This window comes from Nocardia sp. CA-136227, assembly GCF_050955695.1.
Taxonomy (GTDB): Bacteria; Actinomycetota; Actinomycetes; order Mycobacteriales; family Mycobacteriaceae; genus Nocardia.
Window position 1 is genome coordinate 4,945,850 of sequence record NZ_CP192081.1, and the last position, 26,807, is coordinate 4,972,656.

30 protein-coding genes are annotated in these 26,807 nt (G+C 68.4%); 8 read left to right on the plus strand and 22 right to left on the minus strand.

Translation table 11 applies throughout. From position 1 onward, the window contains the following. Positions 1-21: 21 nt before the first annotated feature. Complete coding sequence (locus ACQP06_RS22805) at positions 22-681, minus strand: TetR/AcrR family transcriptional regulator (RefSeq protein ID WP_433666513.1); 660 nt, start codon at positions 679-681, stop codon at positions 22-24. A 136-nt stretch (positions 682-817) separates the two neighbouring features. On the opposite strand from ACQP06_RS22805, the gene ACQP06_RS22810 reads away from it, so the two are divergent. Beyond that, on the plus strand, positions 818-1,762 hold the full coding sequence (locus ACQP06_RS22810) for an oxygenase MpaB family protein (protein WP_433666514.1): 945 nt from the start codon (positions 818-820) through the stop codon (positions 1,760-1,762). 6 nt (positions 1,763-1,768) lie between these two features. Here ACQP06_RS22810 and thpD read toward each other — a convergent pair whose 3' ends face one another. The 11 genes from thpD to ACQP06_RS22865 form a co-directional block, all read right to left on the minus strand. Continuing rightward, positions 1,769-2,653 carry an ectoine hydroxylase gene (gene thpD / locus ACQP06_RS22815; RefSeq protein ID WP_433666515.1) on the minus strand — a complete coding sequence of 295 codons (885 nt, stop codon included), beginning with the start codon at positions 2,651-2,653 and terminating at the stop codon, positions 1,769-1,771. Between the two features lie 9 nt (positions 2,654-2,662). Beyond that, the gene (locus tag ACQP06_RS22820; protein WP_433666517.1) at positions 2,663-3,052 is read right to left on the minus strand and encodes an ectoine synthase; all 390 of its coding nucleotides are present in this window, start codon (positions 3,050-3,052) and stop codon (positions 2,663-2,665) included. A gap of 1 nt (position 3,053) precedes the next feature. Next, positions 3,054-4,334, minus strand: a complete 1,281-nt coding sequence (ectB, locus tag ACQP06_RS22825; protein WP_433666518.1) for a diaminobutyrate--2-oxoglutarate transaminase — start codon at positions 4,332-4,334, stop codon at positions 3,054-3,056. After that, entirely contained in the window at positions 4,331-4,867 is a 537-nt protein-coding gene (gene ectA / locus ACQP06_RS22830; protein WP_433666519.1) for a diaminobutyrate acetyltransferase, read from the minus strand. Before ectA ends, ectB begins: the two co-directional genes overlap by 4 nt. A gap of 94 nt (positions 4,868-4,961) precedes the next feature. Next, on the minus strand, positions 4,962-5,687 hold the full coding sequence (locus ACQP06_RS22835) for a response regulator transcription factor (RefSeq protein WP_433666520.1): 726 nt from the start codon (positions 5,685-5,687) through the stop codon (positions 4,962-4,964). Positions 5,688-5,938: 251 nt separating this feature from the next. Beyond that, positions 5,939-6,625 carry a L,D-transpeptidase family protein gene (locus ACQP06_RS22840; RefSeq protein ID WP_433666521.1) on the minus strand — a complete coding sequence of 229 codons (687 nt, stop codon included), beginning with the start codon at positions 6,623-6,625 and terminating at the stop codon, positions 5,939-5,941. Beyond that, positions 6,625-7,167 carry a YaeQ family protein gene (locus ACQP06_RS22845; protein ID WP_357095638.1) on the minus strand — a complete coding sequence of 181 codons (543 nt, stop codon included), beginning with the start codon at positions 7,165-7,167 and terminating at the stop codon, positions 6,625-6,627. Before ACQP06_RS22845 ends, ACQP06_RS22840 begins: the two co-directional genes overlap by 1 nt. A 28-nt stretch (positions 7,168-7,195) precedes the next feature. After that, on the minus strand, positions 7,196-7,699 hold the full coding sequence (locus tag ACQP06_RS22850; protein ID WP_433666522.1) for a winged helix-turn-helix transcriptional regulator: 504 nt from the start codon (positions 7,697-7,699) through the stop codon (positions 7,196-7,198). After that, complete coding sequence (locus tag ACQP06_RS22855) at positions 7,696-9,948, minus strand: molybdopterin-dependent oxidoreductase (protein ID WP_433666523.1); 2,253 nt, start codon at positions 9,946-9,948, stop codon at positions 7,696-7,698. The genes ACQP06_RS22850 and ACQP06_RS22855 overlap by 4 nt, the downstream gene beginning before the upstream one ends. 41 nt (positions 9,949-9,989) lie before the next feature. Continuing rightward, positions 9,990-10,634 carry a pentapeptide repeat-containing protein gene (locus tag ACQP06_RS22860; RefSeq protein ID WP_433666524.1) on the minus strand — a complete coding sequence of 215 codons (645 nt, stop codon included), beginning with the start codon at positions 10,632-10,634 and terminating at the stop codon, positions 9,990-9,992. Positions 10,635-10,699: 65 nt separating this feature from the next. Beyond that, positions 10,700-11,182 carry a MarR family winged helix-turn-helix transcriptional regulator gene (locus ACQP06_RS22865; protein ID WP_433666525.1) on the minus strand — a complete coding sequence of 161 codons (483 nt, stop codon included), beginning with the start codon at positions 11,180-11,182 and terminating at the stop codon, positions 10,700-10,702. A gap of 84 nt (positions 11,183-11,266) precedes the next feature. Between ACQP06_RS22865 and ACQP06_RS22870 the strand changes: the two genes are divergently transcribed. Continuing rightward, on the plus strand, positions 11,267-13,054 hold the full coding sequence (locus ACQP06_RS22870; protein WP_433666526.1) for an ABC transporter ATP-binding protein: 1,788 nt from the start codon (positions 11,267-11,269) through the stop codon (positions 13,052-13,054). Between the two features lie 97 nt (positions 13,055-13,151). After that, entirely contained in the window at positions 13,152-13,934 is a 783-nt protein-coding gene (locus ACQP06_RS22875; protein WP_433666527.1) for a VOC family protein, read from the plus strand. 64 nt (positions 13,935-13,998) lie between these two features. On the opposite strand, the gene ACQP06_RS22880 is transcribed toward ACQP06_RS22875, so the two are convergent. The 3 genes from ACQP06_RS22880 to ACQP06_RS22890 form a co-directional block, all read right to left on the minus strand. Next, the gene (locus tag ACQP06_RS22880; protein ID WP_433666528.1) at positions 13,999-15,135 is read right to left on the minus strand and encodes a lipase family protein; all 1,137 of its coding nucleotides are present in this window, start codon (positions 15,133-15,135) and stop codon (positions 13,999-14,001) included. Between the two features lie 169 nt (positions 15,136-15,304). Continuing rightward, positions 15,305-18,841, minus strand: a complete 3,537-nt coding sequence (gene car, locus ACQP06_RS22885; protein WP_433666529.1) for a carboxylic acid reductase — start codon at positions 18,839-18,841, stop codon at positions 15,305-15,307. Positions 18,842-19,015: 174 nt separating this feature from the next. Continuing rightward, positions 19,016-19,714: an alpha/beta hydrolase gene (locus tag ACQP06_RS22890; protein WP_433666530.1), complete on the minus strand. Its 699-nt coding sequence runs from the start codon at positions 19,712-19,714 to the stop codon at positions 19,016-19,018. Positions 19,715-19,796: 82 nt separating this feature from the next. Between ACQP06_RS22890 and ACQP06_RS22895 the strand changes: the two genes are divergently transcribed. Continuing rightward, entirely contained in the window at positions 19,797-20,735 is a 939-nt protein-coding gene (locus ACQP06_RS22895) for an AraC family transcriptional regulator (protein ID WP_433666531.1), read from the plus strand. A 259-nt stretch (positions 20,736-20,994) separates the two neighbouring features. Here ACQP06_RS22895 and ACQP06_RS22900 read toward each other — a convergent pair whose 3' ends face one another. Next, complete coding sequence (locus ACQP06_RS22900; protein ID WP_433666532.1) at positions 20,995-21,225, minus strand: hypothetical protein; 231 nt, start codon at positions 21,223-21,225, stop codon at positions 20,995-20,997. Beyond that, the gene (locus ACQP06_RS22905; protein WP_433666533.1) at positions 21,212-21,415 is read right to left on the minus strand and encodes a TetR/AcrR family transcriptional regulator; all 204 of its coding nucleotides are present in this window, start codon (positions 21,413-21,415) and stop codon (positions 21,212-21,214) included. The genes ACQP06_RS22900 and ACQP06_RS22905 overlap by 14 nt, the downstream gene beginning before the upstream one ends. 99 nt (positions 21,416-21,514) lie before the next feature. Here ACQP06_RS22905 and ACQP06_RS22910 point away from each other — a divergent pair, with 99 nt between their 5' ends. Next, a complete protein-coding gene (locus tag ACQP06_RS22910) occupies positions 21,515-21,934 on the plus strand; it encodes a DUF6463 family protein (protein ID WP_433666534.1) in 420 nt (139 codons plus the stop codon). A 373-nt stretch (positions 21,935-22,307) separates the two neighbouring features. Here ACQP06_RS22910 and ACQP06_RS22915 read toward each other — a convergent pair whose 3' ends face one another. Both ACQP06_RS22915 and ACQP06_RS22920 read right to left on the minus strand, forming a co-directional pair. Beyond that, positions 22,308-22,631, minus strand: a complete 324-nt coding sequence (locus ACQP06_RS22915) for a hypothetical protein (protein ID WP_433666535.1) — start codon at positions 22,629-22,631, stop codon at positions 22,308-22,310. A gap of 34 nt (positions 22,632-22,665) precedes the next feature. Then, positions 22,666-22,887 (minus strand): hypothetical protein, encoded by a 222-nt coding sequence (locus ACQP06_RS22920; protein ID WP_379096298.1) that lies wholly within the window; start codon positions 22,885-22,887, stop codon positions 22,666-22,668. Positions 22,888-23,575: 688 nt separating this feature from the next. Here ACQP06_RS22920 and ACQP06_RS22925 point away from each other — a divergent pair. Further along, positions 23,576-23,734 carry a hypothetical protein gene (locus ACQP06_RS22925; protein ID WP_433666536.1) on the plus strand — a complete coding sequence of 53 codons (159 nt, stop codon included), beginning with the start codon at positions 23,576-23,578 and terminating at the stop codon, positions 23,732-23,734. Between the two features lie 296 nt (positions 23,735-24,030). Here the strand turns inward: ACQP06_RS22925 and ACQP06_RS22930 are convergent, their stop codons facing one another. Together ACQP06_RS22930 and ACQP06_RS22935 are read right to left on the minus strand one after the other, a co-directional pair. Continuing rightward, positions 24,031-24,402 (minus strand): SRPBCC family protein, encoded by a 372-nt coding sequence (locus ACQP06_RS22930; RefSeq protein WP_433666537.1) that lies wholly within the window; start codon positions 24,400-24,402, stop codon positions 24,031-24,033. Then, positions 24,383-24,700, minus strand: a complete 318-nt coding sequence (locus tag ACQP06_RS22935; RefSeq protein ID WP_433666538.1) for a VOC family protein — start codon at positions 24,698-24,700, stop codon at positions 24,383-24,385. Before ACQP06_RS22935 ends, ACQP06_RS22930 begins: the two co-directional genes overlap by 20 nt. Before the next feature lie 141 nt (positions 24,701-24,841). Here ACQP06_RS22935 and ACQP06_RS22940 point away from each other — a divergent pair, with 141 nt between their 5' ends. Together ACQP06_RS22940 and ACQP06_RS22945 are read left to right on the plus strand one after the other, a co-directional pair. Beyond that, entirely contained in the window at positions 24,842-25,417 is a 576-nt protein-coding gene (locus ACQP06_RS22940; RefSeq protein ID WP_433666539.1) for a CGNR zinc finger domain-containing protein, read from the plus strand. A gap of 393 nt (positions 25,418-25,810) precedes the next feature. Further along, positions 25,811-25,987 carry a hypothetical protein gene (locus tag ACQP06_RS22945; RefSeq protein WP_433666540.1) on the plus strand — a complete coding sequence of 59 codons (177 nt, stop codon included), beginning with the start codon at positions 25,811-25,813 and terminating at the stop codon, positions 25,985-25,987. 182 nt (positions 25,988-26,169) lie between these two features. On the opposite strand, the gene ACQP06_RS22950 is transcribed toward ACQP06_RS22945, so the two are convergent. Further along, positions 26,170-26,634, minus strand: a complete 465-nt coding sequence (locus tag ACQP06_RS22950; protein WP_433666541.1) for a nuclear transport factor 2 family protein — start codon at positions 26,632-26,634, stop codon at positions 26,170-26,172. Between the last annotated feature and the right edge of the window lie 173 nt (positions 26,635-26,807).

Here is a 26,807-nt window from a genome sequence, read left to right on the forward strand (position 1 = left end):
GCGATGGGGTGGCGTTTCCGCTTACTGGCCGGTGCCGACGAGCAGCGCGACGATGGCCTGGACGAATCCCTCGATGCGTTCACGGGGGTATACATCCGGTTCGCTGACCGCCATCCGGCCCAGCATCTCGGCGATGGTCAGCAGCGAATCGGTGAGCAGGCCGGAATCGATTCCGGCCCAGCGGGAATCGGTGATCAGGCCCATGCGGACCAGGGCCTCGGCCTGGTCGAAGATGCCCGCGCGGGAGCTGCGGATGGCCTCGCGGTATTCGTCGGGGGCATTGCCGGGGCCCGAGAGCAGCAGTCGCCAGCGGGTCGGATTGTCCAGGGCCACATCGACGAACGCGCGGACCGAGGCGGAGGCCGCGACCACCGGATCCGCGCCGAGCAGGTCGGTGGGCAGGGTGTCGGCGACCTGTTCGAGGGCACGTTCGCGTTCGCGTTCCAGCAGGGCGGCGACGAGCTCGGCGCGAGTCTTGAAGACGGTGTACAGCACGGGTTTTCCCACGCCGGCCTCGGCGGCGACGGCCTCCATGCTGAGCTCGTGGAGTTCGGCCTTCTCCAGGACCGCGAAGGCGGCGTCGAGCAATTGCGCGCGGCGTTCCCCGGGTGGCAGCCGGGGCGCGTAGCGCCGCCGCGGGCGGTCCGCCGTCATGCCCTCATCCCCTGCCTCCACCTTCATCGGCCCCATTCTGTCATCCCGGATCGCGAGGTCACGCGCCCGTCCAGGGTAAAGCTACGCAACCGTTGTATTCATTCCCGGCAATTGCTACGGTGGCGTTGTATTCCATGGGATCGAACCTGTAGAGGAGCCCCCAGTGACCTTCGATCCGACCACCCTCCGCCGCGACGACTACGGCTTCTTCGGCCCGGATTCCCCGAGCTGGAAGGTGTGGACCTCCCCCACCGCCGTCATCGGATTCCAGCGCGCGGTCACCCTCGAGCACTTCGATCCGTTCCTGACCGCGGCCGTCGCCGACACCGGCAAGATCTACTCCGAGCCGCGCGACCGCCTCGACGCCACTTTCGCGTACTTCCTGATCGTGGCCATCGGCGATTCCCGCACCGCCATCCAGGCCTCGGAGCATCTGATGACGGTGCACGCCAAGAACACCGGCATCGAGCCGATCAGCGGTCAGCGCTACAGCGCCAACTCCCCCGAGACCCAGCTGTGGATCCACATCACCGGCTGGCAGTCGGTGCTCAAGGCCTACGAGATGTTCGGGCCCGGACTGACTCCCGAGGAGGAGGCCCAGTACTGGCGGGAGTGCCGCGTCGCCGCCGAGCTGCAGACCTGCAAGCCCGAGGACGTGCCGATCACCCGCGAGGGCGTGCGCCAGTACTACGCCGATGTCCGTGCGCGCCTGTGCACTTCGGAGGCCGCCCAGGACGGGATGCGGCAGCTGCTGTTCACCTCGCCCAAGAACGGCGCGGGCTGGACCTATGCGCTCGGCGCGCGGCTGCTGTCGTTCGCTTCGATCGCGACCCTGCCGAAGTGGCAGCGCAAGCTGGGCCAGTTCGACCGGCCCGGGTTCGTGGATCTGATGGTGCGCCCGGCGGGCCGGATCCTGGTGTGGCTGTTCAGCCTTTTCAACAAGAAGGGCCTGATCATGGCCGCGCCGATCATCGCGCCGATGGCCGGGCAGATCCTCGAACAGCACATCAAGGGTGACCTGCCCGCGCGGCTGGAGACGGTGACCCCGGCCGATGCCCGCCGCCTCTACGGGACGCGCGGGCATCGGACCGTCACCGCCGCAAGCTGATCCGAGTCAGATCAGCGGTGTGAAGTCGCGGCTGGCCAGGTACTCCGGCCGCGGACCCGGCGCGGAGTACGGATCGCGCAGGGTGTTCTCGACGCTGTTGAACACCAGGAACAGATTCGAGCGCGGGAACGGCGTGATGTTGCCCGAGGACCCGTGCATCAGGTTCGAGTCGAACAGCAGCGCCGAGCCCGCCGGACCGGTGAACTGGGTGACGCCGTGCTTGCCCGCCAGATCGGTGAGCGCCTCCTGGGAGGGCACGCCGATCTGCTGCTCCCGCAACGACACCCGGTGATGGTCGGTGGGCGTCTCGCCCTGACACGGCACGAACGTGCGGTGCGAGCCGGGCATGACCATCAGGCTGCCGTTGAACGGGTAGTTGTCGGTCAGGGCGATCGACAGGCTCACCGCGCGCGGGGCGGGCATGCCGTCCTCGGCGTGCCAGGTCTCGAAGTCGGAGTGCCAGTAGAACCCGGCGCCGGTGAACCCGGGCATGTAGTTCACCCGGGCCTGGTGCAGGTAGACATCCGAGCCGAGGATCTGGCGGGCCAGACCCGCGATCCGGTCCTGGCGCACCAGTTCCCCGATCATCGGGCTGAACCGGTGCACGTCGAAGACCGAGCGCACCCGATGCGAGGCCCGCTCGATGATCACACGCTCGTCGAGCAGCAATTCGGGATCGCTGGTCAGGTGCTGCATCTCGGTCGCCACCGCTCGCACCTCGTCCGGGTCGAGCAGCATGTCCAGCACGGCGTAGCCGTTGTCGTCGAACTCGGCCAGGCCGTGGGAGTCGATCGGGCCCCAGACCGTCGGGTCGTCACGCTCGATGGGCGGCGTCCCGGCGACCGTGCGGGTGCGGTAGCGGTCGATCAATCCGTAGTCGGACAGGGTCATGCGAATCTCCTAGTCGACGGCGACCAGCGGGTAGACACCGTTCTCGTCGTGGACCTCCTGCCCGGTCACCGGCGGATTGAACACGCACAGCATGCGCATCCGGCTGCGGGCGAACAGGCGGTGGCGTTCGTGGCCGTCGAGCAGATACATGGAGCCGGGGCCCAGCTCGTAGGTGACGCCGTGGTCGAGATCGACCAGGGTGCCGTCGCCCTCGACCAGCCAGACGGCCTCGACGTGATTCTGGTAGTGGAACTCGTGGACGGACTCGGCGTCGATGGTGGTCTCGTGGAACGAGAAACCGACCCGGTCGCCGCCCAGCACGATCCGCTTGCTGCGCCAGCCCGGACCCGCGACATCGCGGTCGGTGCCGGTGATCTCGGCGGTGGTGCGCACGATCATGTCAGCGACCCCGTCCGCTGCCGAGGGCGTCCAGCGAGGAGGCCAGCAGTTCCAGGCCGTGATCGAGCTCGTACTCGGAAATGGTCAGCGGCGGAAGCAGTTTCACCACCTCGTCCTCGGGACCGGAGGTCTCGACCAGCAGTCCGCGCTGGAAGGCGGCGGCGCATACCTTCTCCGCCTGCGAGGCGTCGTCGAAGACCAGGCCGTGCACCAGGCCGCGCCCGCGGGCGCTCACGCCGTCGAAGGCGGCGGCCATGCCGGTCAGGGCGCGCTCGATGCGGGCGCCCTTGGCCCGGGTGGCCGACTCCAGGCCGTCGTCGGACCAGTAGTGCTCAATGGCGGTGCGGGCGGTCACGAAGGCCGGGTTGTTGCCGCGGAAGGTGCCGTTGTGCTCGCCCGGCTTCCACTGGTCCAGTTCGGGTTTGAACAACACCAGCGCCATCGGCAGGCCGTAGCCGCCGATCGACTTGGACAGGGTGACGATATCCGGTGTGATGCCGGCGTTCTCGAAGGAGAAGAACGGGCCGGTGCGGCCGCAACCCATCTGCACGTCGTCCACGATCAGCAGAATCTCTCGCGCGGAGCACAATCCGGCCAGCTTGCGCAGCCATTCCACGCTGGCGATATTGACCCCGCCCTCACCCTGCACGGTCTCGACGATGACCGCGGCCGGGCTGTCCAGGCCGGAGGAGGCGTCGTCGAGGACGCGCTCCATCCATTCGAAGGAGTCGCCCTCGGTGCCGGACAGGTAGCCGTCGAAGGGCATCGAGGTGGCGTGCTGCAACGGCACGCCCGCGCCCGCCCGCTTGGCGGCATTGCCGGTGACCGACAGCGCGCCCAGCGTCATGCCGTGGAAAGCGTTGGTGAAGTTGAGGATCTCGGTGCGGCCGGTCACCTTGCGGGCCAGTTTGAGCGCCGCCTCCACCGCGTTCGCGCCGGTGGGTCCGGGGAACTGCACCTTGTAGTCGAGGCCGCGCGGCCGCAGGATGCGTTCGCGCAGCGATTCCAGCAGTTCGCGTTTGGCGACGGTGGACATGTCCAGGCCGTGGGTCAGGCCGTCGCCCGCGATGTAGTCCAGCAGCGACTGCTTGAGCACCGGGTTGTTGTGGCCGTAGTTGAGCGCGCCCGCGCCGGCGAAGAAGTCCAGGTATTCGCGGCCGGTCTCGTCGCGCAGCCAGGCTCCCGAGGCGGTGTCGAACACCGTCGGCCAGGAGCGGCAGTAGCCGCGCACATTCGATTCCAGATCCGCGAACACGGACAGGTCGGGGGTGGTGGTGATCATCGCGGTTCCTCCTGAGTGGTCACCGGTGCGATGCGGTAGAGATCCTCCGGCTGATGCCCGCCGGGGAATTGATCCGCCGAGAACAAGGTCGTGCGGGTCAGAGCCGCGCCCCGGCGGCGGGCCAGGGCGGCGAACATGGCCACCGACGCCGGATTGTCCGGCGAGATGGTGGTTTCGAGCTGGGTGATGCCGTGCGCGGTGGTGCGTTCCAGCAGTGCGTCGAGCATGTCCACGCCCAGTCCGTGCCCGCGGTGTGGCTGGTCCACGGCCACCTGCCAGACGAACAGGACATTGGGCCACGACGGCCGGGTGTAACCGATGACGAAACCGGCTACCTCACCGTCGATCTCGGCGACCATCGACGTGGCCGGGAAATCGCGGCACCACAGCAGATAGGCGTAGCTGGAGTTGGTGTCGAGTACCCGGGAGTTCTCGGCGATCTGCCACATGTGCGCGCCGTCGGCGAGCTCGGGTTCCCGGATCTGGATGGTTTGCTGGGATATCGCGTCAAATTTGCTGATTGGGATCTGCATGACCATCCCAGCCTGACCAAGCAACGTTGAGGTCTTCCATGCGAACTCATTGCGATCTCATGACGATCCGATGACTCCGCCCGGGACTCGGGCCTCAGCGGGGCATGTCGAGGCGGTAACCGAGCCCGCGCACCGTCACCACGATGCGGGGATCGGAGGGGTCGGCCTCGATCTTCGTGCGCAAGCGGCGCACATGGACGTCGACGAGTCGTTCGTCGCCGAAGAAGCCTTCGTCCCAGGCCCTTTCGAGCAGCAGGGTGCGGGTGAGCACGCGGCCCGGATTCGCGGCCAGCTCGCACAGCAGCCGGAATTCGGTGATGGTCAACGGAATCTGCTCCTCGCCCCGGCGCACCGCGCCGCCCTCGGGCGAAAGCACCAGCGGCGCAGCGTCGTCGGGGTCGAGCACGATCTCGGTGAGCGCTTCGGTGACCGATTCGTCGGGCAGTCCGCCCAGGTGTGGGCGCCGCCGCAGCGCCCGCATGCGCGCGCTGATCTCCTTGATCTCGAACGGCTTGGTGACGAAGTCGTCGGCCCCCGCTTCCAGGGCGGCGACCACGTCGTGGGTGTCGTTGCTGGCGCTGACCACCATGATCGGCACCTCATGCGCGCGGCGGACCTCACGAATACAGGTGAAGGCGTCCATTTCACCGGACAAGAGGTCCACGACCATCACGTCCGGCGCGCCGTTCACACGCAGCTGTTCCAGCGCGGCCTCACCCGCGCCCGCCTCGGCGACCTCGTATCCTTCCTCTTCCATCGCCGCCCGCAAGGAGCCGCGGACCCCGTAGTCGTCCCCCACGATCATCAGGCTCGCACCCATGTTTCAATTCCTTTTCGCGTTCGACAAAGTCGAATACCCGAACCTTAGTTGCCCGAAACATGCTGGCTTTTGCGGTGTGCACGCGATAGCTGGCGCGCTTTGATGGAATTGCCACACGTCAAACGTGCTTTTCGTGCGACTCCGGAGGACGCCGCGGCTATTCACCCGGTCCGGTAACCCGCAGGTCGCATGTGCGACATTGTGAGAACAGGCACAAGGTGTTTCGAATGCGAAATCGCGGTTTTCGGGTGTTATTCCCGGACGGCGATATCGATGACCGGCCCGCGTGCCGGATCCAGCCAGCGCATGAGCCGGTCCAGGTCGGCGGCGGGAACCGCGACGCAGCCCGCGGTCGGGTGGCCGTCGCCGACGTGCAGGAAATAGGCCGATCCGGCCCCCGCGACCACGGGAGCGCGGTTGTAGTCGATGACGACGGCGTGATCGTAGGCCGGGCCCGCGCTGCCGAGATCCTCACCGGCGGATTCGTCGAACGGGCAACTGCCCGGCGCGCAACTGTAATGCGTGTTGTAGTACCGCGACGCAGTGTCCGACACCCACCAGTCCGAGGTCGTCACCCGCCGGTACGGCAGCCGGGTGCCATTGTCGGCTGCGATGCCGAAAGCCTCTGTCAGTGACCAGATTCCGCCGGGCGAACGGGTCGCCGATTCGCTGGCGGGGCCGATGCCCTGCGCGCCGACATCGGCGCGCAACGGTCCGATCGCCCGAACCCACTGCGCCCCAACCCGATCCCACGCGCTGAGAGTGGCGGTGGTCGCGTCGGCCGACTCGGAGGTCACGGTGATGACCTGCCCGGCCGGGCCGCTGTAATCGGGTCGATCATCGGTCTCGGCGTGCCGTTGGCCGCAGCCGACCGTCACGGTCAGCAGGGCCGCGGTGACCGCGGCCGTGCTGAGCAGGCGTCGACGGGAGGCGGCCATCAGGACAGGCGGTGCTCTTCGATATCGGTCGACAGCGTGTTGCCGTTCAGCTCCAGATACAGGTGCCGGTCGGTGATCGAGAGCGTGAGCGCGTTGCGGCGCTGCAGGAACGGGGTCGCGTCCTCGATGAAGGTGGGGTCGAACGAGTAGACGCGGATCTCCGAAGCGTGGTGAATCCGCTTGGCCGGGAGCTGGGCGAGCACCTTGACCGGGTCCCGGTGGGTGTAGATGACCACGCGATCGGCCAGCTTGCTGCCCCGGTGGATCCGGGCGGCCTCGGGCGCGCCCACATCGATCCAGGCGGTCATGCGGGTGGTGAGATCACGGATCATCACCGGCGGCTCATCGGTCGAGGAGACCCCGCCGACACTGAACGCGATGCCCTCCTCGTATTCGAGGCAGTAGGCCAGCACCCGGGTCAGCATGTATTCGGCCGTCTCCGAAGGATGCTGGGCGACCCGCAGGTCCAACTCCTCGTACACCCCCCGATCGATATCGGACAGTTGCACGGCGAAGGTGTGGAGAGTCGCGTTCAGGGCCATAGTGCTTGCAGCTTAGAACACCCCTGGTTCAGGGCTCGTCGGCGAACCGGCCCGTCGCCAGCGCGGCGTCGCGCAGCCGCGCCGGGAAGCCCGGGCCCAGCCGGGCGGAGATGTCCTCGTGGCGCAGCGGTTCCCGGCAGTGCGCGCACACCACCTCGGCGTGGGTGTCGTGGTCGCAGGCGGTGTGGTGGAGCAGGACCGGCTCCCCGGATTCGGGGGCCAGATAGCGGTCGCCCCAAGCCATCATGGCCGCGATCACCGGGAAGAAGTCGCGGCCCTGGGTGGTGAGCCGGTATTCGTGGCGCACCGGGCGGTCCTGGTAGGGGACCTTGTCGAGCAGGCCCGCCTCCACCAGCCGGGTCAGCCGCTGGGTGAGGATATTGCGGCTGAGCCCGAGGGTGGACTCGAAATCGTCGAAACGCTTGGCGCCGTAGAAAGCTTCGCGCAGGATCAGCGGCGTCCACCAGTCGCCCAGCAGGTCGACGGTGCGGGCGACGGTGCACGGCCAGTTCGCGAAACTCGTACGTTTCATGTGGTCACGGTATCCAGGCGGGCGGGAACGTACTTGTGCCAGGGGGTGCCGACCCATTCGTCGCGATCCTCGACCGAGGTCAGTTCGTTGGGCGCGGTCCCGGTGGTGACCGGGGTGCCGTCGGCGTCGGCGACCGAGAGGCCGAAACCGTTGGGCAGCGACAGGTGGCCCGAGCGCATCCGGTCGGTGGGTTCGACGGGCACGCGGGCAGTGCCGCGGCGGGTGGTGACCTGCACCAGGTCCCCGGCGGCGAGCCCGAGCCGTTCGGCGTCGCCGGTGCTGAGGCGCAGGGTTCCGGCCGCATCGCGCTTGCGCCAGGCCGGGTCCCGGAAGATGGTGTTGGCGGTGAAGGCCCGCCGCTCGCCGGCGGAGAGGACGAACGGCCAGGCCGCGGCGTCGTCGGCGTCGGGCTCGGGCAGGGTGGCGACCACGTCCAGCAGTTCGGGCACCTCCAGGCGGATCACCTTGTCGCGCACCCGGTTCCAGGTCTCCTCGTAGTCGTCCTCGGAGATCACGATGCCGTGCTTGCCCGTCAGGATCGCCTCGAACAGCCGCTCCCCGGCTTCCAGTCCGGTGCCGTACCCGGCGCGTTCGACGCTGGCCGGGAACTTGCGGACCATGTTGTAGGCGGCCGCCCAGAGCAGCGCCGCCGACGCCGCGCCGTCGGGCAGGGTCTCCCCCAGCGTCCGGTACAGCAGCACGGGAGCCAGTTTCGAGCGCGCCGGATCGCCCAGAATGCCCAGGAAGGCCATGGCGAACGCCTCGCGGCCCTGGGCCAGTGCGGCCCGCAGCGGCGCGTAGTCGGCCTCGCCCAGCACGCCCGCGGCCTCGACCAGGCGGGCGTGGATCTCGGGTTCGGGCAGAACGCCCTCGGGGGCGGGCAGCACCGGGTGGCGCAGGTGGAAGATATTGCGCGGGAAGTCGAAGTTGAAGAAGGTGGCCTCGAACTTCTCGAACTGGGTGGGCGCGGGCAGCACGTAGTCGGCCTCGCGGGCGGTCTCGGTCATGGCGACGTCGATGACGACCACCAGTTCCAGCGCCCGCAGCGCCTCGCGCATCCGGGCCGAATCGGCCAGGGAGTGCGCGGGATTGGCGCTCTCGATGAACATGGCCCGGTAGCGCGCGGGGTGGTCGGTGAGGATCTCCTCGCTGATCACATTGCACGGCACCAGCCCGCTCACGATCGGCGCGCCCGCCACCGGGCTCTTCGGACCTTCGCCGGCCGGATGGCCGCGGTCATGGCCGAGATTGCTCAGGCCGGTGAAAGCGTATTGGGTGCCGGGCTTTCCGACATTGCCGGTGAGCAGCCACACCAGCTTCTCGACATAGCTGACCACGGTCGAGTATCGGTTCATCTGCACGCCGAGGTCTTCGAGCGCCGCCACCGACTCGGCCGCGGCCAGCCGGTGCGTCGCCGCGGTCACCAGCTCCGGATCGACATCGGCGATGGCGCAGTACTTCTCGATCGGCACCGCCCGCAGCACCTCGAGGACGGCGTCGAGGCCGGTGGTGTGGGCGGCCAGCCACTCCTCGTCGAGGAGGTCGTCGCGCACCAGGATCGCGGCCATGGCCGTGAGCAGGTAGACGTCGGTGCCGGGCTTGAGCTGCAGGTGGAAGTCGGCCAGTTCCGCGGTCTCGGTGCGGACCGGGTCCAGCACGATCATGGACCGGGCGGGATCCTTGGCGATCTCCTTGAGCACCGTGCGCGCCCGGGGGAAGCCGTGCGACTGATAGGGATTCTTGCCGATGAAGAACGCCACCTCGGCGTGCTCGACATCGGCGCGCATCGGGTAGCCCGTCATGCGCGCGCCCACCCAGAAGTCGCCGGTCTTCTCCTGCGCCAGCGCGCTGGAGCGGTACTTCATGCCGTAGGCGGCCATGGTCGCCGGGGCGTACGCGCCGCCCAGGTGATTGCCCTGACCGCCGCCGCCGTAGTAGAAGATCGACTCCCCGCCGAAGTGGTGGCCGATCTCGAGCAGCCGGGCGGAGATCTCGGAAATCGCTGTGTCCCAATCGATTTCCTCGAAGCTGCCGTCGGCGCGACGGCGCAGCGGCGAGGTCAGACGGCCGGTGCGCCCGTTCTGGTAGCGGTCCAGCTGCAGGGCCTTGTTGCAGGTGTAGCCCTCCGAGGCGGGATGCAGCTTGTCACCGCGGATCTTCTCGAAGGACCGGCCGTCCGGGCCGAGCAGCACCTGGATGCCGCAGTTGCACTCGCACAGGATGCAGGCCGTGGGCCGCCACTCCGTCATGTGAGCAGCGTAACTCGAGTCAGTTCACTTGCGCTACTAACTCAGAGATCCTTGACCACGATCCCGAACGCGTGCGCGAACACCGGGGCCAGCTCGAGCAGCTGATGGTTGGTGACCAGCGCGCCCGACAGCGATTCGACACCGCTGGAGACGCCGATCGACCGAGCCTGACGCAGATCCACCTGCTTCAGCTTCGCGTTGCGCAGCGACAGCCCGGAGATCTCCGAGCCCGGGAAGCTCACCGAGGTCGCCTTGGCCTCGCTGATGTCCACATCGCGCAGCACGCAGTCCACGAACGAGACGTCGGTGAGCGTCGCGCCGCGCAGATTCACCGAATCGAACTTGCAGTTGTGGAAGCTCACCCGGCGCAGCACCGAACCGAACGCCTCCACCCCCGACAGCGCGGCCATCACGAATTCCGCGTCCATCCAATTGGTTTCGGACAGATCGGTGCGGATCCAGCGGGTGCTGTTGAGCCAGACGTCGTTGAAGCGCGAATACCGGAAGAAGCCGCCGTTCACCGTGGTGGCCGAGATGGCGCACTCGGTGAAGGTGACCCCGCGCAGCTGCGGGTCGTCCAGGGACAGGCCGTCGAAATGCGCGCAGTCGTACGCGCCTTCGTCGCGCAGCGCGTCCTGCGGCTCCAGGAAACGGGCGAAGGGCAGGTCGGCCAGCTCACGCGGCATTATCGGGCTCCTTGCTGATGACGATGACGAGCTCGGATCGGCGAACACGCCCGACTGTATGCCCGTCAGCGCGGCGCGGATTCGCCGGAGGTCAGTGCGGCGAGCAGATCGCGCAGGGTATAGCGCTGCTCCGGGGTAAGGGCGGCGAACATCTCCTCGGCGGCGTCGCGCCGGGCCGCGAACATGCGGTCGAGCGCGTCGCGACCGGCCGCGGTCAAGGTCACCAGGGTGGCGCGGCGATTGGCCGGATCCGCTTCGCGGACAACCAGACCCGCGGCGACCAGCGCGTCGACCACGGTGGTGGCCGAGCGCGGCACGATGCCCAGGTGCTCGGCGAGCGCGGACATGCGCAGCGGTTCGTCCGCGTGCTCGGCGGCGCGGCCGATGATGCGCAGCGCGCGGGCCTGGGCGGGGGTCAGGCCGAGCGGGGACAGCCGCGCGGACTGGGTGCGGTGCAGGCGTTTGGTCGCGCGCAGGAACAGTTCGGCGAGGTCGTCCTCGCGGGGTTCCCCGGCGGCGCGCGGCTGGTCCGCGGGCGTGCTCGACATGATTCAGAGCATAACTCATTGTCCTCGGAACAATAATGAGTCAGACTCAGTTACAGCGTGTGACTCCCTGCGAAAGGAGGCGCTATGGCTTCGAAAGACACACAGACTCCGGAAACGGAACTTCGCCGGATCGTCCGGCTCTTCCAGCCCTATCGGGGACGTCTGGCCCTGGTCGCGGCCCTGGTCGGCCTGGCCTCGCTGGCCGGTCTGGCCTCCCCGTTCCTGCTGCGCGGCATCATCGACGACGCCCTGCCCGGCGGCCGCACCGGCCTGCTCACCCTGCTGGCCGCGGGCATGATCGCCGTGGCCGCGCTGAACAGCGTGTTCGGCGTGCTGCAGACCTACATCTCCACCGGCGTCGGCCAGGACGTCATGCACGATCTGCGCTCGGCGGTCTACGCGCGGCTGCAATCCATGCCGCTGTCGTTCTTCACCGCCACCCGCACCGGCGAGGTGCAGTCGCGCATCGCCAACGACATCGGCGGCATGCAGTCCACCGTCACCTCGACACTCACCTCCCTGGTCTCCAACTTCACCTCCGTCGTCGCGGCGGTCATCGCCATGTTCGCGCTCGACTGGCGGCTCACCCTGGTCTCGCTGGCCATGCTGCCGCTGTTCGTGTGGATCAGCCGCCGGGTCGGCTCCGAGCGCCGGCGTATCACCGGGGAGAAGCAGCGCAAGCTGGCGGGCATGTCGGCGATCGTGGAGGAATCGCTGTCGGTGAGCGGAATCCTGTTGGCGCGCACCATGGGCCGCTCCCCCGCCCTGGTCGAGGACTTCACCCGGGAATCGCGCGGGCTGGTGGATCTCGAGATCCGCGCCAGCATGGCCGGGCGGTGGCGGCAGTCCACCATCTCCATCGTGATGGCGGCCATGCCCGCGGTGGTCTACTGGGCGGCGGGCATGACCGTGGCCTCGGGGCATCCGCTGGTGTCGATCGGCACCCTGGTCGCGTTCACGACGCTGCAGAGCGGTTTGCTGCGGCCGTCGGTGATGCTGCTGTCGACCGGCGTGGACATCCAGAGCTCGCTGGCGCTGTTCGGGCGGATCTTCGAATACCTGGATCTGCGACCCGAGATCGAGGAGCCCGAGCGCCCCACCCCGCTGCCCGAGCGGGTGACCGGTGCGGTGCGGTTCGACCGGGTCGGCTTCGGCTACGACGCGGACCGGGACGTGCTCAGCGACATCGACATCGACGTGCCCGCCGGGACCAGCCTGGCCATCGTCGGCGAAACCGGTTCGGGCAAGACGACTCTCGGCTATCTGGTGGCGCGGCTCTACGACGTGACCGCCGGACGGGTCATCGTCGACGGGGTCGACGTGCGGGATCTGTCGTTCGCCGACCTGTCCGCGGCGGTGGGCGTGGTGTCGCAGGAGACCTATCTGTTCCACTCCTCGGTCGCCGACAACCTGCGCTTCGCCAAACCCAATGCCACCGAGGACGAACTGCACGCCGCGGCGCGCGCGGCGCAGATCCACGACCACATCATGAGCCTGCCCGACGGCTACGACACCGTGGTCGGCGAGCGCGGCTACCGGTTCTCCGGCGGCGAGAAGCAGCGGCTGGCGGTGGCGCGGGCGATCCTGCGCAATCCGCCGATCATGGTGCTCGACGAGGCGACCAGCGCACTGGACACCCGCACCGAGCGGGAGGTGCAGGCGGCCATCGACACGCTGTCGGCGAATCGGACCACCATCACGATCGCGCACCGATTGTCGACCATCCGCGACGCCGATCAGATCGTGGTCCTCGACCGCGGCCGAGTGGTGGAGCGCGGGACGCACCGGGAACTGGTCGAGCGCAATGGGTTCTACGCGGAGCTGCTGGCCCGCGACACTTTCGACGACGTGGTCGGGGCGTTGGACGTCTGACCTGGACGGATCGCACCGATCACGGCGACCAATCGGTATTCTGGGTCCGGCCGACCGCAGCGGCCGGCCCACACCGACCGTTATCGGGAGGATCCGGATGCCCACGACAGACAAGGTTTGGCCGCAAGGAACTCCGTGTTGGGTCGACTGCTCGGTCGACGATCCCGCCGCCGCGCGGGACTTCTACTCCCAGCTGCTCGGCTGGGAAGTCCTCGACAGCCCGCCCGAGGCCGGCGGCTATCTGATGGCCATGCTCGACGGCAAACCCGCCGCGGGCATCGGACCCAAGATGGGCCCCGACCCCATGCCCTCGGTATGGACCACCTATTTCGCCGCCGACAGCGCCGACGCGATCGCGGGCGCGGTGACCAAGGCCGGCGGCGCGGTCTTCATGCCGCCCTTCGACGTCATGGACGTCGGGCGCATGTTCATCGCCGGCGACACCGCGGGCGCGGTGTTCGGCGTCTGGGAAGCCAAGGCGCACACCGGCGCCGGGATCTTCAACGAGCCGGGCGCGTACTGCTGGAACGACCTGCACACCAACGGCTACAAGCCGTCCCAGGACTTCTACAACGCGGTGTTCGGCTGGTCGTACGACGAGATCGGCAACGACCAGATGCCCTACGCCACCTTCGCCGGTCCGGACGGACGGCCGATGGGCGGCATGGCCGACAGCACCGGGCAGCCCGGCGGCGGCCCCAACTACTGGCTGACCTGGTTCCAGGTCGCGGGCGCGGACGCCGCGCTGGACAAGGCGACCTCACTCGGCGCGACCGTGCTCATGGGCGCCTCGGACAGCCCCTTCGGACGCATGGGCATCGTGGCGGGCCCGCAGGGTGAGGTGTTCGGCCTCATCGACACCACCGTCACCAGCGGCTGATATCCGGAGCCGACGAAGGCCGAGTGGCGCTGCGCCACTCGGCCTTTCGCTTTCTCGGGGGTCGTCAGGCGAACAGTCGGGCCACGAAGGGCACGCTGTCGGCCAGCGAGGCCAGCATCGCGCCGCTGTGGTCCTTGCCCGGGTAGACGTGCACCTCGGGGAAGGTGCCCGCCAGCGCCATGTCGGCGACCAGCTTGGCGGTCAGCGGCGCGGGGACGTCGGTGTCATTGGTGCCCTGACCGATGAACAGCGGCCGGTCGTAGCCGGTCAGCGGCACATCCATGACCGAGCGCGCGGTGGGCACGAAATCGCCCTGGGCCAGCGGGCGCGACAGCAGCTGCCCCAGCGTCAGCCCGTCGGCGCGTTCGGCCAGCGGCGTGAAGCACAGCGTCTTGGCGTCCTCGACCAGGTCCTTGCCCTCCGGGCTGAGGTAGCTGTCCAGGTCGAAGTCCGGGCGGGCCGCCTTCAGGCCGTCGAGGACGTAGGTGGCGTAGGCGGTGATGTGCGGGGACCCGACGGCGGTGCCCGGGCCGATCAGCGTGGCGGCGTCGACGATATTGGAGGCCGGGCCGGTGGCGACCGCGCCGCGGTAATCCAGTTCGGGCGCATAGCGAGTCGCGAGCGAGGCGGTGAACACCGCGGCCCCGCCGCCCTGCGACTGACCGATCGCGACCCACTTCGAGGCCAGCGACCGGTCCACCGCGCGGGCGGCGCGCACCATGTCGATGGCGGCGTGCGCCTCGGCGCGGCCGTCTAGGTAGGCGTGCACGCCGGGGGTGCCGAGCCCGATGTAGTCGGTGGCGACGACGGCGTAGCCCTGCCGCAGCCAGGTGGCCAGGAAGCCGTTGTCGCGCTCGGAGCGACCGGTCACCGACGGCGCGCAGTCGTCGCCGATGCCGACCGTGCCGTGCTCCCACGACAGCACCGGCCAGCCGCCGGGCGGCGGGGTGCCGGCCGGAGTGAACACGACGCCGGTGGACAGCGCGGGCTGATCGGCCGAATCGCGGGTCCAGTAGGTGAGTTTGCGGGCCGATCCGGTGCCGTCGAGCCACAGGTGTTGCGGCAGCGCGTCATCGCCGACGACCGCGCCCGGGGTCGCGCCCTCGGCCCGCGCGGGCGGGTCGGCCAGGGCGGCGGCGGTGAGCGGGCCGGTGGCCAGCATCGCCGCCGAGACCAGGGTCATCACGGTGCGTCGCGTCATCGAGGAGTCCTCTCGTACTCATCTCGCTCGGGTGTCGCAGAGCGACATTCCGGTCAGACTATGTGATCGGCCCCGCGCCGCGGCCGTTCACGTGCCGCGGGTCAGCGCAGCGCCGCGCCCAGCGCGCGCATCAGCTCGCCGACGCGACCCGGGCCCGAGGGCGGCGGCGTCAGGACGGCGGGAGCAGGCCGCGCAGGCGCAGGTCGGCGGCGTACTTGTCGATGAGCCCTCTGGTCAGGTGCGGGATGTCTCCGGTCGGGCCGAGTTTCGCGTGCTGGACCGCGGCCTGGAAGCGCTTGGCCGGGAGGGCCGCGCCGGGGATCGGGGGCGCGGGGCGGCGGTAGGCGTGCAGCAGCGGGAGCACCGAGTAGGAGCGTTGTTTCTCCGGTAGCGCGCGCAGGGCGGTCTCGAAGCGGGTGAACCAGTCGCGGTACGAGTCGATGCGGTCGATGGGATGGCCGGATTCGATGAGCCAGTCCACGAATTCGTCGAGGGAGATCCCGTCGTCGTGCGGGTTGAGCACGTCGAAGCTGTCGAAACCCTCGGTGACGCGGGCGCCGAGGGCGGTGATGGCGGCGGCGGTGAAATCGGCGGGCAGACCGTCGTAGTGGGCGCGCTGCCGTTCGCCGCGAGCGTCCAAGGCGTAGAACGACTTCGGAGCCAGGCCGGTGGCGAGCACGCTGAGCAGCAGGCGGGTGAACATGTCGGGCAGGTTCAGCTGACCGGCGAAGGTGGTGTGCGCCAGGATCATGTCGGAGCGGAACACCGCCACCGGCAGCCCGCACAGATCGTGGGCCTCGCGCAGCAGGACCTCACCGGCCCACTTGCTGTTGCCGTAGCCGTTGGCGTAGCCGTCGTCGAGGGAACGCACCGGGCTGATATCGCGGATGTCGCCGTCCTCGGTGAAGACCGCGGGATCGATCTGGGCGGCCACGGCGACCGTGGACAGATAGGTCACCGGCTTGCGGACCGTGGTCAGGGCCAGCCGGATCACCTCGGCGGTGCCGACCACGTTCGGCGCGAAGAGCTGGTCGTAGGGCAGCACGTGATTGACCAGGGCGGCAGGGTGCACGATCAGGTCGACGGTGGCGGCCAGGTCCTGCCATTCCTGGTGGTCCAGGCCGAAATACGGGTCGGCGATATCACCGGCGAGCACACGCAGGCGGCGCGCGGCGAGCTCGCGGTAGCGCGCGAGCAGCGCCGGATCGCCGCTGTCGAAGACCTCGTCGAGCCGCGCTCGCGCGGACTCGGCGTCGCGGCCGCGGATCACGCAGATCAGGGTGCCGTCCGAATCGTCCAGGCGCTCCAGCCATTCCAGGCACAGGAACCGGCCCAGGTAGCCGTTGGCGCCGGTGAGCAGCACCGTGCGCGGCGGCTGCGGGGCGAGCGGCAGATCGGGGGCGGCGGCGAGGGTCGGCGCGTCGAGGAACTTGTCGAGGGTGAGGTCGGCGGCCCGGATCTCGTTGCCGCCGTGCACCGTCGCCGCGGTCGGGCGGATGTCACCGGCGCGCGCGGCCTCGATGTACGCGGCCAGCCCGGTGAAGTCGTTGGCGGGACTCACGATGACGCCGACCGGCACCTCGATGCCGAAGATCTCCCGCAGCAGCGTCGAATACGACAGCGCCGAGAGCGAATCCCCGCCCAGATCGGTGAAGTGCTCGTCCGCCGCGGGATCAGCGCCGCCGAGAATCGCGCACACCGCCTTGCGCACCGTCTCGACCACCGGCCGGTCCACGGCCGCGACGCGCAGCGCGGCCAGCTCGACCTCCTGCCGCCGGGTCTGGGCCCGATAGAGCTCCTCGAGCCGGTCGCCGTAGCGTTCCCGCAGCTTGGGCCGCAACAGTTTCCCGATCCCCGACAGCAGCCCGTTGTCCTGGGTGAAGGGCTCGGATTCGAGCAGGAACTCGCGCGGGATCTCGTAGGACTCCAGCTCGGCGTCCTTGGCCAGCTGCCGCAGCGACTCGGCGATGGCGGCGGTGCGCGCGGCGGGCTCGAGCGCGCGGGCCGCGTCGGTGGGCACGATGACCGCCAGCAGATGCGAGCGCTCGCTGGAGCCGTGCACGAAGATCTGGGAGATGAGCGGGCTGGTGGCGTAGACCGCCTCCAGCTTGGCCACCGTCACGAACTCGCCCTGCGACAGCTTGAGCACATTGTTGCGGCGGTCGACGTAGACCAGGTGGTCGGGGCGGACCTCGGCGACGATGTCGCCGGTGCGGTAGAAGCCGTCCTCGTCGAACATCTCCGCGGTCAGCTCGGGCCGCTTGAAATAGCCGGGGACCTGCAGGATCGACTTCACCAGGAACTCGCCGCGCGGATATGGCTTGTCGGTGGCGAAATAGCCGAGCTCGGGCACGTCGACGAGCTTGTAGTCGAGCACCGGGGGCCGGCGGATCTCGTTGTCGATGAGCAGGCCGCCGCCCGCCTCGGTGGAGCCGTAGCCGTCGATGAGCGGCTGATCCAGCACCGAGTTCATGAACTCCTTCATCTCCGCGGAGATGGGCGCGCTGCCGACCATGACCCGGGCCAGGCGCTCACCCAGGAAGTCCTGTCGCAGCGCGGTTTTCGCGGCCGCCGCGGCCTCCTCGGCGGACGCGCCCGCGGCCAGGCGGCGCTGCGATTCACTCTGGTAGCGCTGGAACACCATCTCGCATACGCGCGGCACGAAGAACGCCTCGGTGGGCCGGGCCAGCCGGAAATCCTCGAACAGGGTCGACATATCGCCCGACGCGGTGCAGTAGGCGGTGCCGCCGCGGGAGAAGGTGCCGTTCACCACCATGCGCCCGGCGACGTGGCTCATCGGCATGTAGCAGAAGTTCAGCACCGGGACCGGAATCTGGGCCGGGCCCTGCCACATTCCGGCCACCAGGCGATGGGTGTAGATCGCGCCCTTGGGGGTGCCGGTGCTGCCGGAGGTGTAGATGAGCAGCGCGGGCTCGTCGGGGTCGGCGGGCACGTGCGGCGGGACCGGCGGCAGGTCGCGGCCCCGATCGATCACGGCGGCAAGGGTTTCCAGCGTCAGCGCGGCGCCCGACTCCGCGATGCGGCGTTGCGCGGCGGCGTAGGTCTCGGCCTGGTCGTCGTCGCCGGGATCGAAGTCGAAGACCACCAGCGATTCCACCGGGGTGCCGTCGAGGACGCAGTCGAGGGCGGGAGTGAGCAGTTCCAGGCTCACCGCCAGCGTCCGCGCGCCGGTCTCGGCGATGATCGAATGCCATTGCGCGGCAGGGGCACTCGCCTGCAATGGCACGCTCACCAGGCCGAGCCGGACGGTCGCCAGCTCGACCGCGGTGAGGTCGCCGCTGACCAGGCCCAGCGAGCACAGGAAATCACCGGGGCGCAAGGGATTCCGCGCATCCGCCTGCCAGGCGGCGGCGAGTGCGCCCGCGCGCGACCACAATTCGCGATACGTGATGGCGCGATACTCGGGCAGCAGCCGCCGGGTGCGCCGGCCGTCCGGCCCGGTGACGATCTCGGCGGCTCGCTCGGCGATGGCCGGACGGTCCGCGTACCCGTCCATGAGGATCGCCACGACCTCGGCCATCGCCAGTCCGGGCCGCTGGGCCGCGGCCGCGATCTCGGGCGAGGGCACCAGCGCGCGGACCTGATCGTCGACCAGCAGCGCCTGGAAGCGCCGGGCGGCCTCGGCGCGGGCGAGCCGATCCGCCACTCGCTGGGTCAGCTCCGCACGCGCGGCGTCCTCGACCATCACTGCCTCCCTGGCTCTCCGGTGACCGCACGCCCCGAATCCGGTTCGGGCGCCGGGATTTCTCCCAATCGCTTAGCTTCGCTAAGTATCCTTACGATGCGGGCGCGGAGCAGGAAAGTCAAGACTCCGCGGTGCATCCCCCAACAACAGAATGCACCGCGCGTCAGTTGGGGGCTAGCGGTAGCCCAGATCCGCCACTGCGACATCGATCAGATCCGCGATCGCGCCCGGCTGCGAGGCCAGCGAGGCGTGGCTCGCGGGCAGCTCCACGATGCGACGCGGGCCCATGCGCTCGGCCATCCGCCGCTCGTTGTCCGGGTTGATCATGCGGTCCTCGGTGGACACCTGATACCAGGTCGGCTTGGCCTTCCAGGCCGGGGCGGTGACCGCGTCACCGAAGGCCGAACCCACCGGGGCCTTCTGGGTGACGGCCATGACCAGGGCCTCGTCCTCGGTCAGGTCCTGACAGAAGCTGTCGTGGAACTTGTCCTGCGCGATCCACAGGTAGCCGTCCGAATCCGGCGCGATGGCCGCGACCGCCGCCGGGGGCAGCTCCTCGGTGATCTGACCGGGACTCTCCCCCGCGTCCGGCGCGAAGGCCGCGACATAGACCAGACCCTCGACATTGGGCAGGTCACCGGCCTCGGTGATGACCGCGCCACCGTACGAATGCCCCACCAGCAGGACCGGCCCGGCGATCTGGCGCACCATCTTCTGGGTCCGGGCGGCATCGTCGGCCAGCCCGGTGAGCGGGTTCTCCACCGCGTACAGCGACTCGTAGCCGCGCCGCCGCAGTTCCACGATGACCTTGGCCCAGTGCGCCGCACCACCCCAGAATCCGTGTACCAGAACGATCGCAGGTTTGTCCGCCATGGCGTATCTCCTCTCGAAGTACTGATCTCGTGTGCTTCCCGGGTTGCGAGATCTACGCTATTCGGATGATGGAGCAAAGACCATGACGGAAACACCGCAAAACTTTGCCGAATCACCGGACGCCGCCGTGCCGGCCCCGGCGGAGCTCGCGGGACTGGACGCCCTGTCGGAGATTCTGGAGACGGTGCGGCTGCGCGGCGAGACCGTCGCCCGGCACACCGCCGAATCCGCGGCTCCGGTGCGGGTTCCGGCCGGCAAGCGGGTGCTCCACATCGTCGAGCAGGGCGCCGTCGAGATCCGGGTGGACGGCGAATCCGGCCCCACCACAGCGCATTCCGGCGACATGGTGGTGCTCGCCCGCGGCGACGGCCACACCGTGACGCCGCTGACCGCCGACACCCGCTGGGTCACCGGCTCGTTCCTGGTCGACGAACCCCAGGCCGCCCCACTGCTTTCCGTGCTCGCCCCCGCGATCCACATCGACGCCGCCGGTCGCGCCCGCGACTGGCTGCCGTTGAGCCTGAACCTGCTGATGGTCGAGGTCACCGATCCGCGGCCGGGCGCGGCCGCCATGATCTCGCGCATCCTGGACCTGCTGTTCATCCACGCGCTGCGCGCTTGGTCCACCGAGACCGCCGCCCCCGGCTGGCTGACCGCCGCCCTCGACCCGGCACTCGCCCCCGTCCTCACCGCCGTGCACCGCGCGCCCGCCGCCCCGTGGACGGTGTCGGATCTGGCGGCGCTGGCGTCCATGTCGCGCACCACCTTCACCGACCGCTTCACCCGCAGGCTGGGCCGCGCGCCCGCCGCCTATTTGGCCGACCGCCGCCTGGCGCGCGCGGCAACCCTGTTGCGCACCACGGCGATTCCCATCGCCGCGGTCGCCCACCAGGTCGGCTACGACTCCGAGGCCGCCTTCAGCCGCGCGTTCCGCCGCCGCTACGACACCCCGCCGCTGCGCTACCGCAAGGGCGACACCCCGCCCCACATACCTGCCCCGCACCGCGCCCCGCTTGTGTGACGACAGGTCATAGTTGACACCATCGCTTGATGCCGACCTGCGTCATCACCGATATGCGCAGACCATGGTTGTCACCGATTGCAGGTTGCAGTTGTTACCGGAAGCGCGCTACGGGGAGTGGCTGCGCCGCCGCCGTCGAGATGCCCGCGACCAATTGCACAGCTCACGTAGCCTTTTCACACACCCGGGCACGATCGCCTATGCCGCCTGCACGGACGCCGAACTGGCCGGAACCGGTGCACGAGCCCGGCAGCTTCAGTCACGCGAGCTTGCGGCGGCCGACGTCCGATGGTGAGCCCGGGACGGGGCTGTAGGTGAAAAGTACCTGGTCGGGATCGTTGATGATGTCGAGACGTTCGCTGTGGAGCACGATTTCGCCGACCAGCGGATGGCGGTCGCGGCGGATCCTGCCGTTGGAGACATCGACTACCTGGGTGGCCCAGATCTGACGGAATTCGGAGTTCGCTTCCGCGAGTTCATCGATCAGCATCGGTGGTGCTCTGTTGCTCCCATGCGTCCAGCAGGGCGTCGCGGTCGGCGAAGTACCCGTAGAACCCGCCCTTGGTCACGCCGAGCGTCTTGGCCAGGACCTCGACCCGCACGGCGTCCAGGCCTCCGTTTGCCAGCGCCGCCAGTCCTGCGTCGATCCATTTGCTCTTCGGTGTATGGGCTGTGCCCATGATGTTGCCCCTCATCACGCTCCAAGCATCTATACGGAACCGTATATCAGGGTCTAAGCTCGGCGTTATACGCTACCGTATAACTTCGGAGGGACCGCAATGGAGCAGACCAGTGCACATCGGATGATCGAATGGGCGGGCCGCGTTCTCGCGGTCGTGGGTGGCGGGCATCTCACCGTCGGACTATTGATCAGTTCGGCCCATTTCGGGGACTGGTTTACGTTGCGGCTTTGGGGCCACTGGTGGGAGGACACCGGGCCGGCAAACGCCTTCTGGGCGAACCCAGCCGGTTTCGGCCTGCCGTTGTTGCTCGTCGGCTTACTCGTGGTGTGGATGGCCCGGCGCGGCATAGTGCCGCCGATATTCCTGGCCTGGACGGTGCTGACCTGGGGCGCCCTGTGCGCTGTCATCGTCGAGCCAACCCCGGGTCCGGTGGTGGTGATCACCGCCGTCCTGCTCCTGCGCGGCATCCGCCGCGCCACCGAGCGTGTCGAACCACATCGGATCGTGCCGGTGTGAGGGGTGCCGGATTCGTCAGCGCACATGACACCAGCGACCGGTCGTCGCCACCGCCACCGTTCGGTGATCGACCGGCTGGGACGCTTCGTCGGTGAGGTGTTCGTGCGCTGCTTCGATGGCCACTGGTGCAGCATGCTCGATACCGCGCCCCCGAAGTCGAGATAGCGCTCGCCGAGGGCCGCCCCGGCGGCCCGGCCGTACCTGTTCGGAAAACGATCGCTTTCGAGATCCGTTGTGTGGCAGCCAGCTTCGCTGGATGGACCGGTCTTGGAACCCCGTCTCCGAATCAACGTTCCAGCGCCCGGGCCGCGGGCCACGCTGAGGCCGTTACGGCCCATGTGGTCCGGTCGAGGGAGGCGCGGGCCGCGTTTCGTCAGCCGACCGAGCCTGTCGGGAACAGATTCGAGGATCCGGTGTCGGCGACCTTTGTGATGTCGACGGTGATGGTTTTGGTCGATGCGCCCTGGGTCGCGGTGAGGGTGTAGGCGCCCGTGGTGGTGGGCGTCCAGTTGTATGACAGCAAGATGCTGCCGTTGTCGTTCCTTGCGACCACGCGGCCGTTGATGCTCAGTGATACGGGGGTGTACCGGTCATCACCCACCAACAGGGCGCTGACCGAGCAACTTTTCCCGGCGGTGGTGCAGGGGACGAGGATGCCTAACTCGGAGTTGCCAGCGTAAAGCGTATCGGCGGTCAAATCGCCGATTGCCGCTGGCGGCGCGCCGGCGGTGCTACACGTTGCCGCCGCCCGTGTTGGCGGTGCAACCGGTAGGCGTGAATATGCACGCCAGGAGGGCGAGGGGGAAGTTGAGGAGACCGACCGATCCGCTGGAGGAACCGGTCTCCGCGACCGGGGCCGGCGCGTCGGCGAAGGCCGGCGGCGCGGCCACCGCCTGCCCGGCTCCGACGGTCAGCGCGGTGGCAATGCCGACTGCCGCAAGGAAAGTGCGCATGCAGGAGAACCCTTCGGTCGAGCGCGGGCCCGAACCGCTCGGCCCCGTCGGCGAAGAGTTAATCATTTCCATTTCAAAACATCCGGCGGATTCAGTGCGCCGAGAGCCCCGAATTCCATGGGGTTGGGCGGCGATTTCTGGAGGTACCCGCGCCCCTTCCGATGGCGGTCGGGCTGTTCGGAAAACGATGGTCAGCCGACCATCCTCGCGCATTCGGCCGTTCTCATTCTTCGCGCTGCAGTAGTGAGGCAAGGATCCTCCGAGCTTCATCGCGGACACCGGGGTCGTCGTCTGATGTCAGCTTTCGCAGCTGCTTGATCAGTCGGTCGGCACCCTCAGCCGTCATCCAGTCCACTTCGTCATTCCGCCCCTTGTCACGGGCCCAGTGTCACGCCCTCCTGTCACATCGACGGGGCTTCTCGGACCGGTCCCTCATTTTCGTGTGCAAAACCGGACCCTGTACGCGCCCGGCGGCTGCCGGCCTGGGGTACAGCCCAGTATCGGCGTTGTCCGCCGAGGCTGACGCTTCGCGCAGCTCCTGTCGAAATGGAGCCCGCCGGAGGAGTTCTGACTGCCGACGCGGGCCCGCACCAGCACGCCCCGGTCGAGGAACTGCGGGATCCCGCAAAGCTCAGCGAGTGGATCAAGCTATTTCCCTGGCTCGACGCCGGCGAGGGACGACTCCCTCATGGAGGACATCCTGGGACGTTGCATGATCGACGGGCGTTTCAGTGCGTTGCTGCGCCAAGGCGGTGCGGACGTGACCCAGGTCCAGGTCCTGTTGTGGGGCATGGGCTGCTGGAACCGCAGGCTGCTACTTCCGGGCCGGGGCCGCAGAAACCTGTGAGGCAGTCATGGCTGCTCCTGTATTTGGCTGTCGGTGCGTTTATTTGGCTATCGGTGCGTTGTTGCTGATGTTCTTCGAGTTGGAGGCCTGCTTCCGGGTCGGGCCCGGGGAGCTGCCGCCGGTTTCCCTGCCCAGCTTCAGAGCCATCGGGAAAACTGGCCGCGAGTAAACGAGCACAGCTGGTCGCCGGACCGGGCAAGACCGGCCTGCCGTCGATCGGTGGGGCACCCTCGTCCGGCCATACTGCCGGCCGCAGTCCCCGGGGAAGGACCGCGACCAGCGATGACGCGACTGTCCTAGCTGAGGTGCTCGCTGGCGGATTCCACGGTCTGCTTGAGGAGGCTCAGACCGTGGTCCATGACGGCGCCCATCGGAATGGTGAGCTCGTCCGGTTGCACGTCGTGGATCCAGACGAACCGGGTGCGGCCGTCCTCATGCGGGAAGACTTGCATCGACGCGTTGTCGTGTGTCGGCTGCATGGTGTCGCCGATGATCGAGAAGACGAGACGACGCCGCTCATCGTCGAACGCGATGAGCGGCTCCCGCGCCACGGTCCCGTCGGCGAACGTGACGACCCTGACGTCGGGTTCCTCGAGCCGGCTGCCGGTGACCAAGCCGGGCGCCATCCGGACAGGCCCGTCGGTGAAGTCACCGATGATCGCCCACACGGCCGCGGGGTCGGCATCGATGATGATCTCTTTGTGCGGTCGCGCCGAGGGCCCGAATCCGGTCGACCTCGTCCGCCAGGTCATCGGCGAACAGGTCCAGATGCAGCCGATTCTTGCCCTCCCGACCTTCGGGCACGACCTGCAGGGACAGGCCGGCACCGACCTTGTTCGAGTCCTCCAGATAGGTGGTGCCTTCGTCCGAGGACGCAACCTGGTACCCCGTGACCGCCTGCCAGAAGGCCGTGCTGCCTGCCAGGTCGTTCGTGTCGATACAGATGTTGCCAATGCTGACGCTCACCAGCGAGCCCTCTCATCTAACTGACGTATCGGTTACGTCAGTTAGGTAACCTACCATGGCCATTAGCCGGGTAGGCTGCGAGAGGTGAAGAACGAGCGGACTGCCGATCTTGTGCCAGACCTCGCAGCCGGGACGGCGCCGATGCCGCTGCGCGTGATCGAGAAGTTCATCAACACCCGCCGCCGCGACAGCGACGAGATCGCAACCCCGCCACAGCTGGCGAAGTGGTTGCACGCCAACGGCCTGACACCAGTCGAGATGATGGTGAACGCCGAGCAGCGCGACCGTGCCGAACGGATCCGCGAGGGACTACGTGCGCTGATCGCGGAGAACAACACCGAGCCGGTCTCGAGCCCACGCCCGGACGGCCTCAACCCGGCCGCTCGTGCCGAATTCGCCGAACTCACCCGAGACTTCCCGTTGATGCTCGACGTGACCGTTTCCCCGCCCCGGCTGGTCGCCTGCGCCCGGACACCGGTCGATGCGGCGCTGGCCGGGCTTCTCGCCATCGTGGCCGAGGCTGCGGCGGAAGGCACGTGGACGCGGCTGAAGGCGTGCCGGGAGCCGAGCTGCCGATGGGCCTACTACGACCACTCACGCAATCGCCGCCGAACCTGGTGCTCCATGGACCTTTGCGGCAACCGCGCCAAAGCCCGCGCCTCACACCACCGCAAGTCCACCACGCCCTCGACCGCGGGCCGGTCCACCAATCGATAGGTCCGCGCCGTCGACCTGGCGATCTCACGCTGCCATCCGAGGCAGGCGTGGAGCGGCGTCGCGCAGCTCTGGTCAGCCCGCCGCCGAGCACATCGTCGTGTCGTGCGAGTCCTGCACCAGCGCATGGATATCGACCGCTGCCGCAGTATGGTCGGGGCGTGATCGATGAGCGCAGACCGCTCCTGTTCCTGACTTCGGTTGCGCTGTCCTCGATCCCGTTCTTCATGGTGGGTGCAGTCACCGGCGAAATACAGCTGGGCGCAATGCGGCTACCCGCGAGCGCAGCCATGTTCATGATTCCCGTTGCCGTCGCCGCGGCACTGACCTGGCGAGATTCCGGTGCTGCGGCGGTGCGTGCTGATCGTGTGGCTGCACGATCGCACAGGGCATGGAGTGAGCGCGGCGATCCTGATGCACGTCTCGTTCAATGTCACCGCCGCCTACACCCCGGGGCTGGACCGGCCGATCAGCGTGATCACCACCGGCGTCCTCACGGCGGCGCTCACCGCCGGTCTGATGTGGGGCAGCACATCTCGGACTCCGCGGGCAATCGACGCGTTGACGCACTGAACCACTCCCACGGGCGTGACCGGCGCATATCGCGTGGCTGCATCAACCCGTCACGGGGTGGCCGATGCCCGCGAAAGCGAGGGTTGCGAGCATCGGAATCGTAACGGCCACACCGAGTATGGTCGTCAGGCTCACGATCGCCAGGCTTACGGTGGAGCGGGAGGGGACTGACATACGCCCTCTTACCGGATCGACGAGACCTCGGTTTCGATGACGCCGCCGCCGGCGGCCGTCCCGTCGAAGACATCACGATGTCCACGTGCGGTGTCCATATATTCACGCACTCTGTGGATGAGACCGCCCCTCAACTCGAAGACGAAGCAGTAGTCATTGCGGTACGCGTTCCCGTTCGCCAGCGTGGCGCTCATTGTTTCCTCCACGATCACCCGATCCCCATCGGCGTAGAAGCCGCGGAAATCCACGGCGACGTCACTGACGAACAACCGCGAGAACTCCTGTGCGAGAAAGTGTGTGATGGCCTGCCTGCCGATCATGTGACTCGGAGCGTCGAGCGCGACCGCGGTCGCGTTACCCACCGGAGCAAGCCATTCGGCATCCGCGGTGAAGAACGCCGCGATCCGCTCGCTCTCGTGGCTGGCAAACGCACGCCAGGCCGCCTGGACGATGGCTTTGTTGTCGGTAGTCATGGCTCGACGGTACAGACGCCCACACCTGCCACTCTGGCGGAAAACGGACGAGATCATCCACGCTCGGACCGGCCGCCCCGCGCATAGGACCGCGAAACGTATGTTCTTGCCACTGGTCACGCTGGACGGAGCGACCGGAGCGAGGTCACCTGAGACGCACCATCATTCGATGG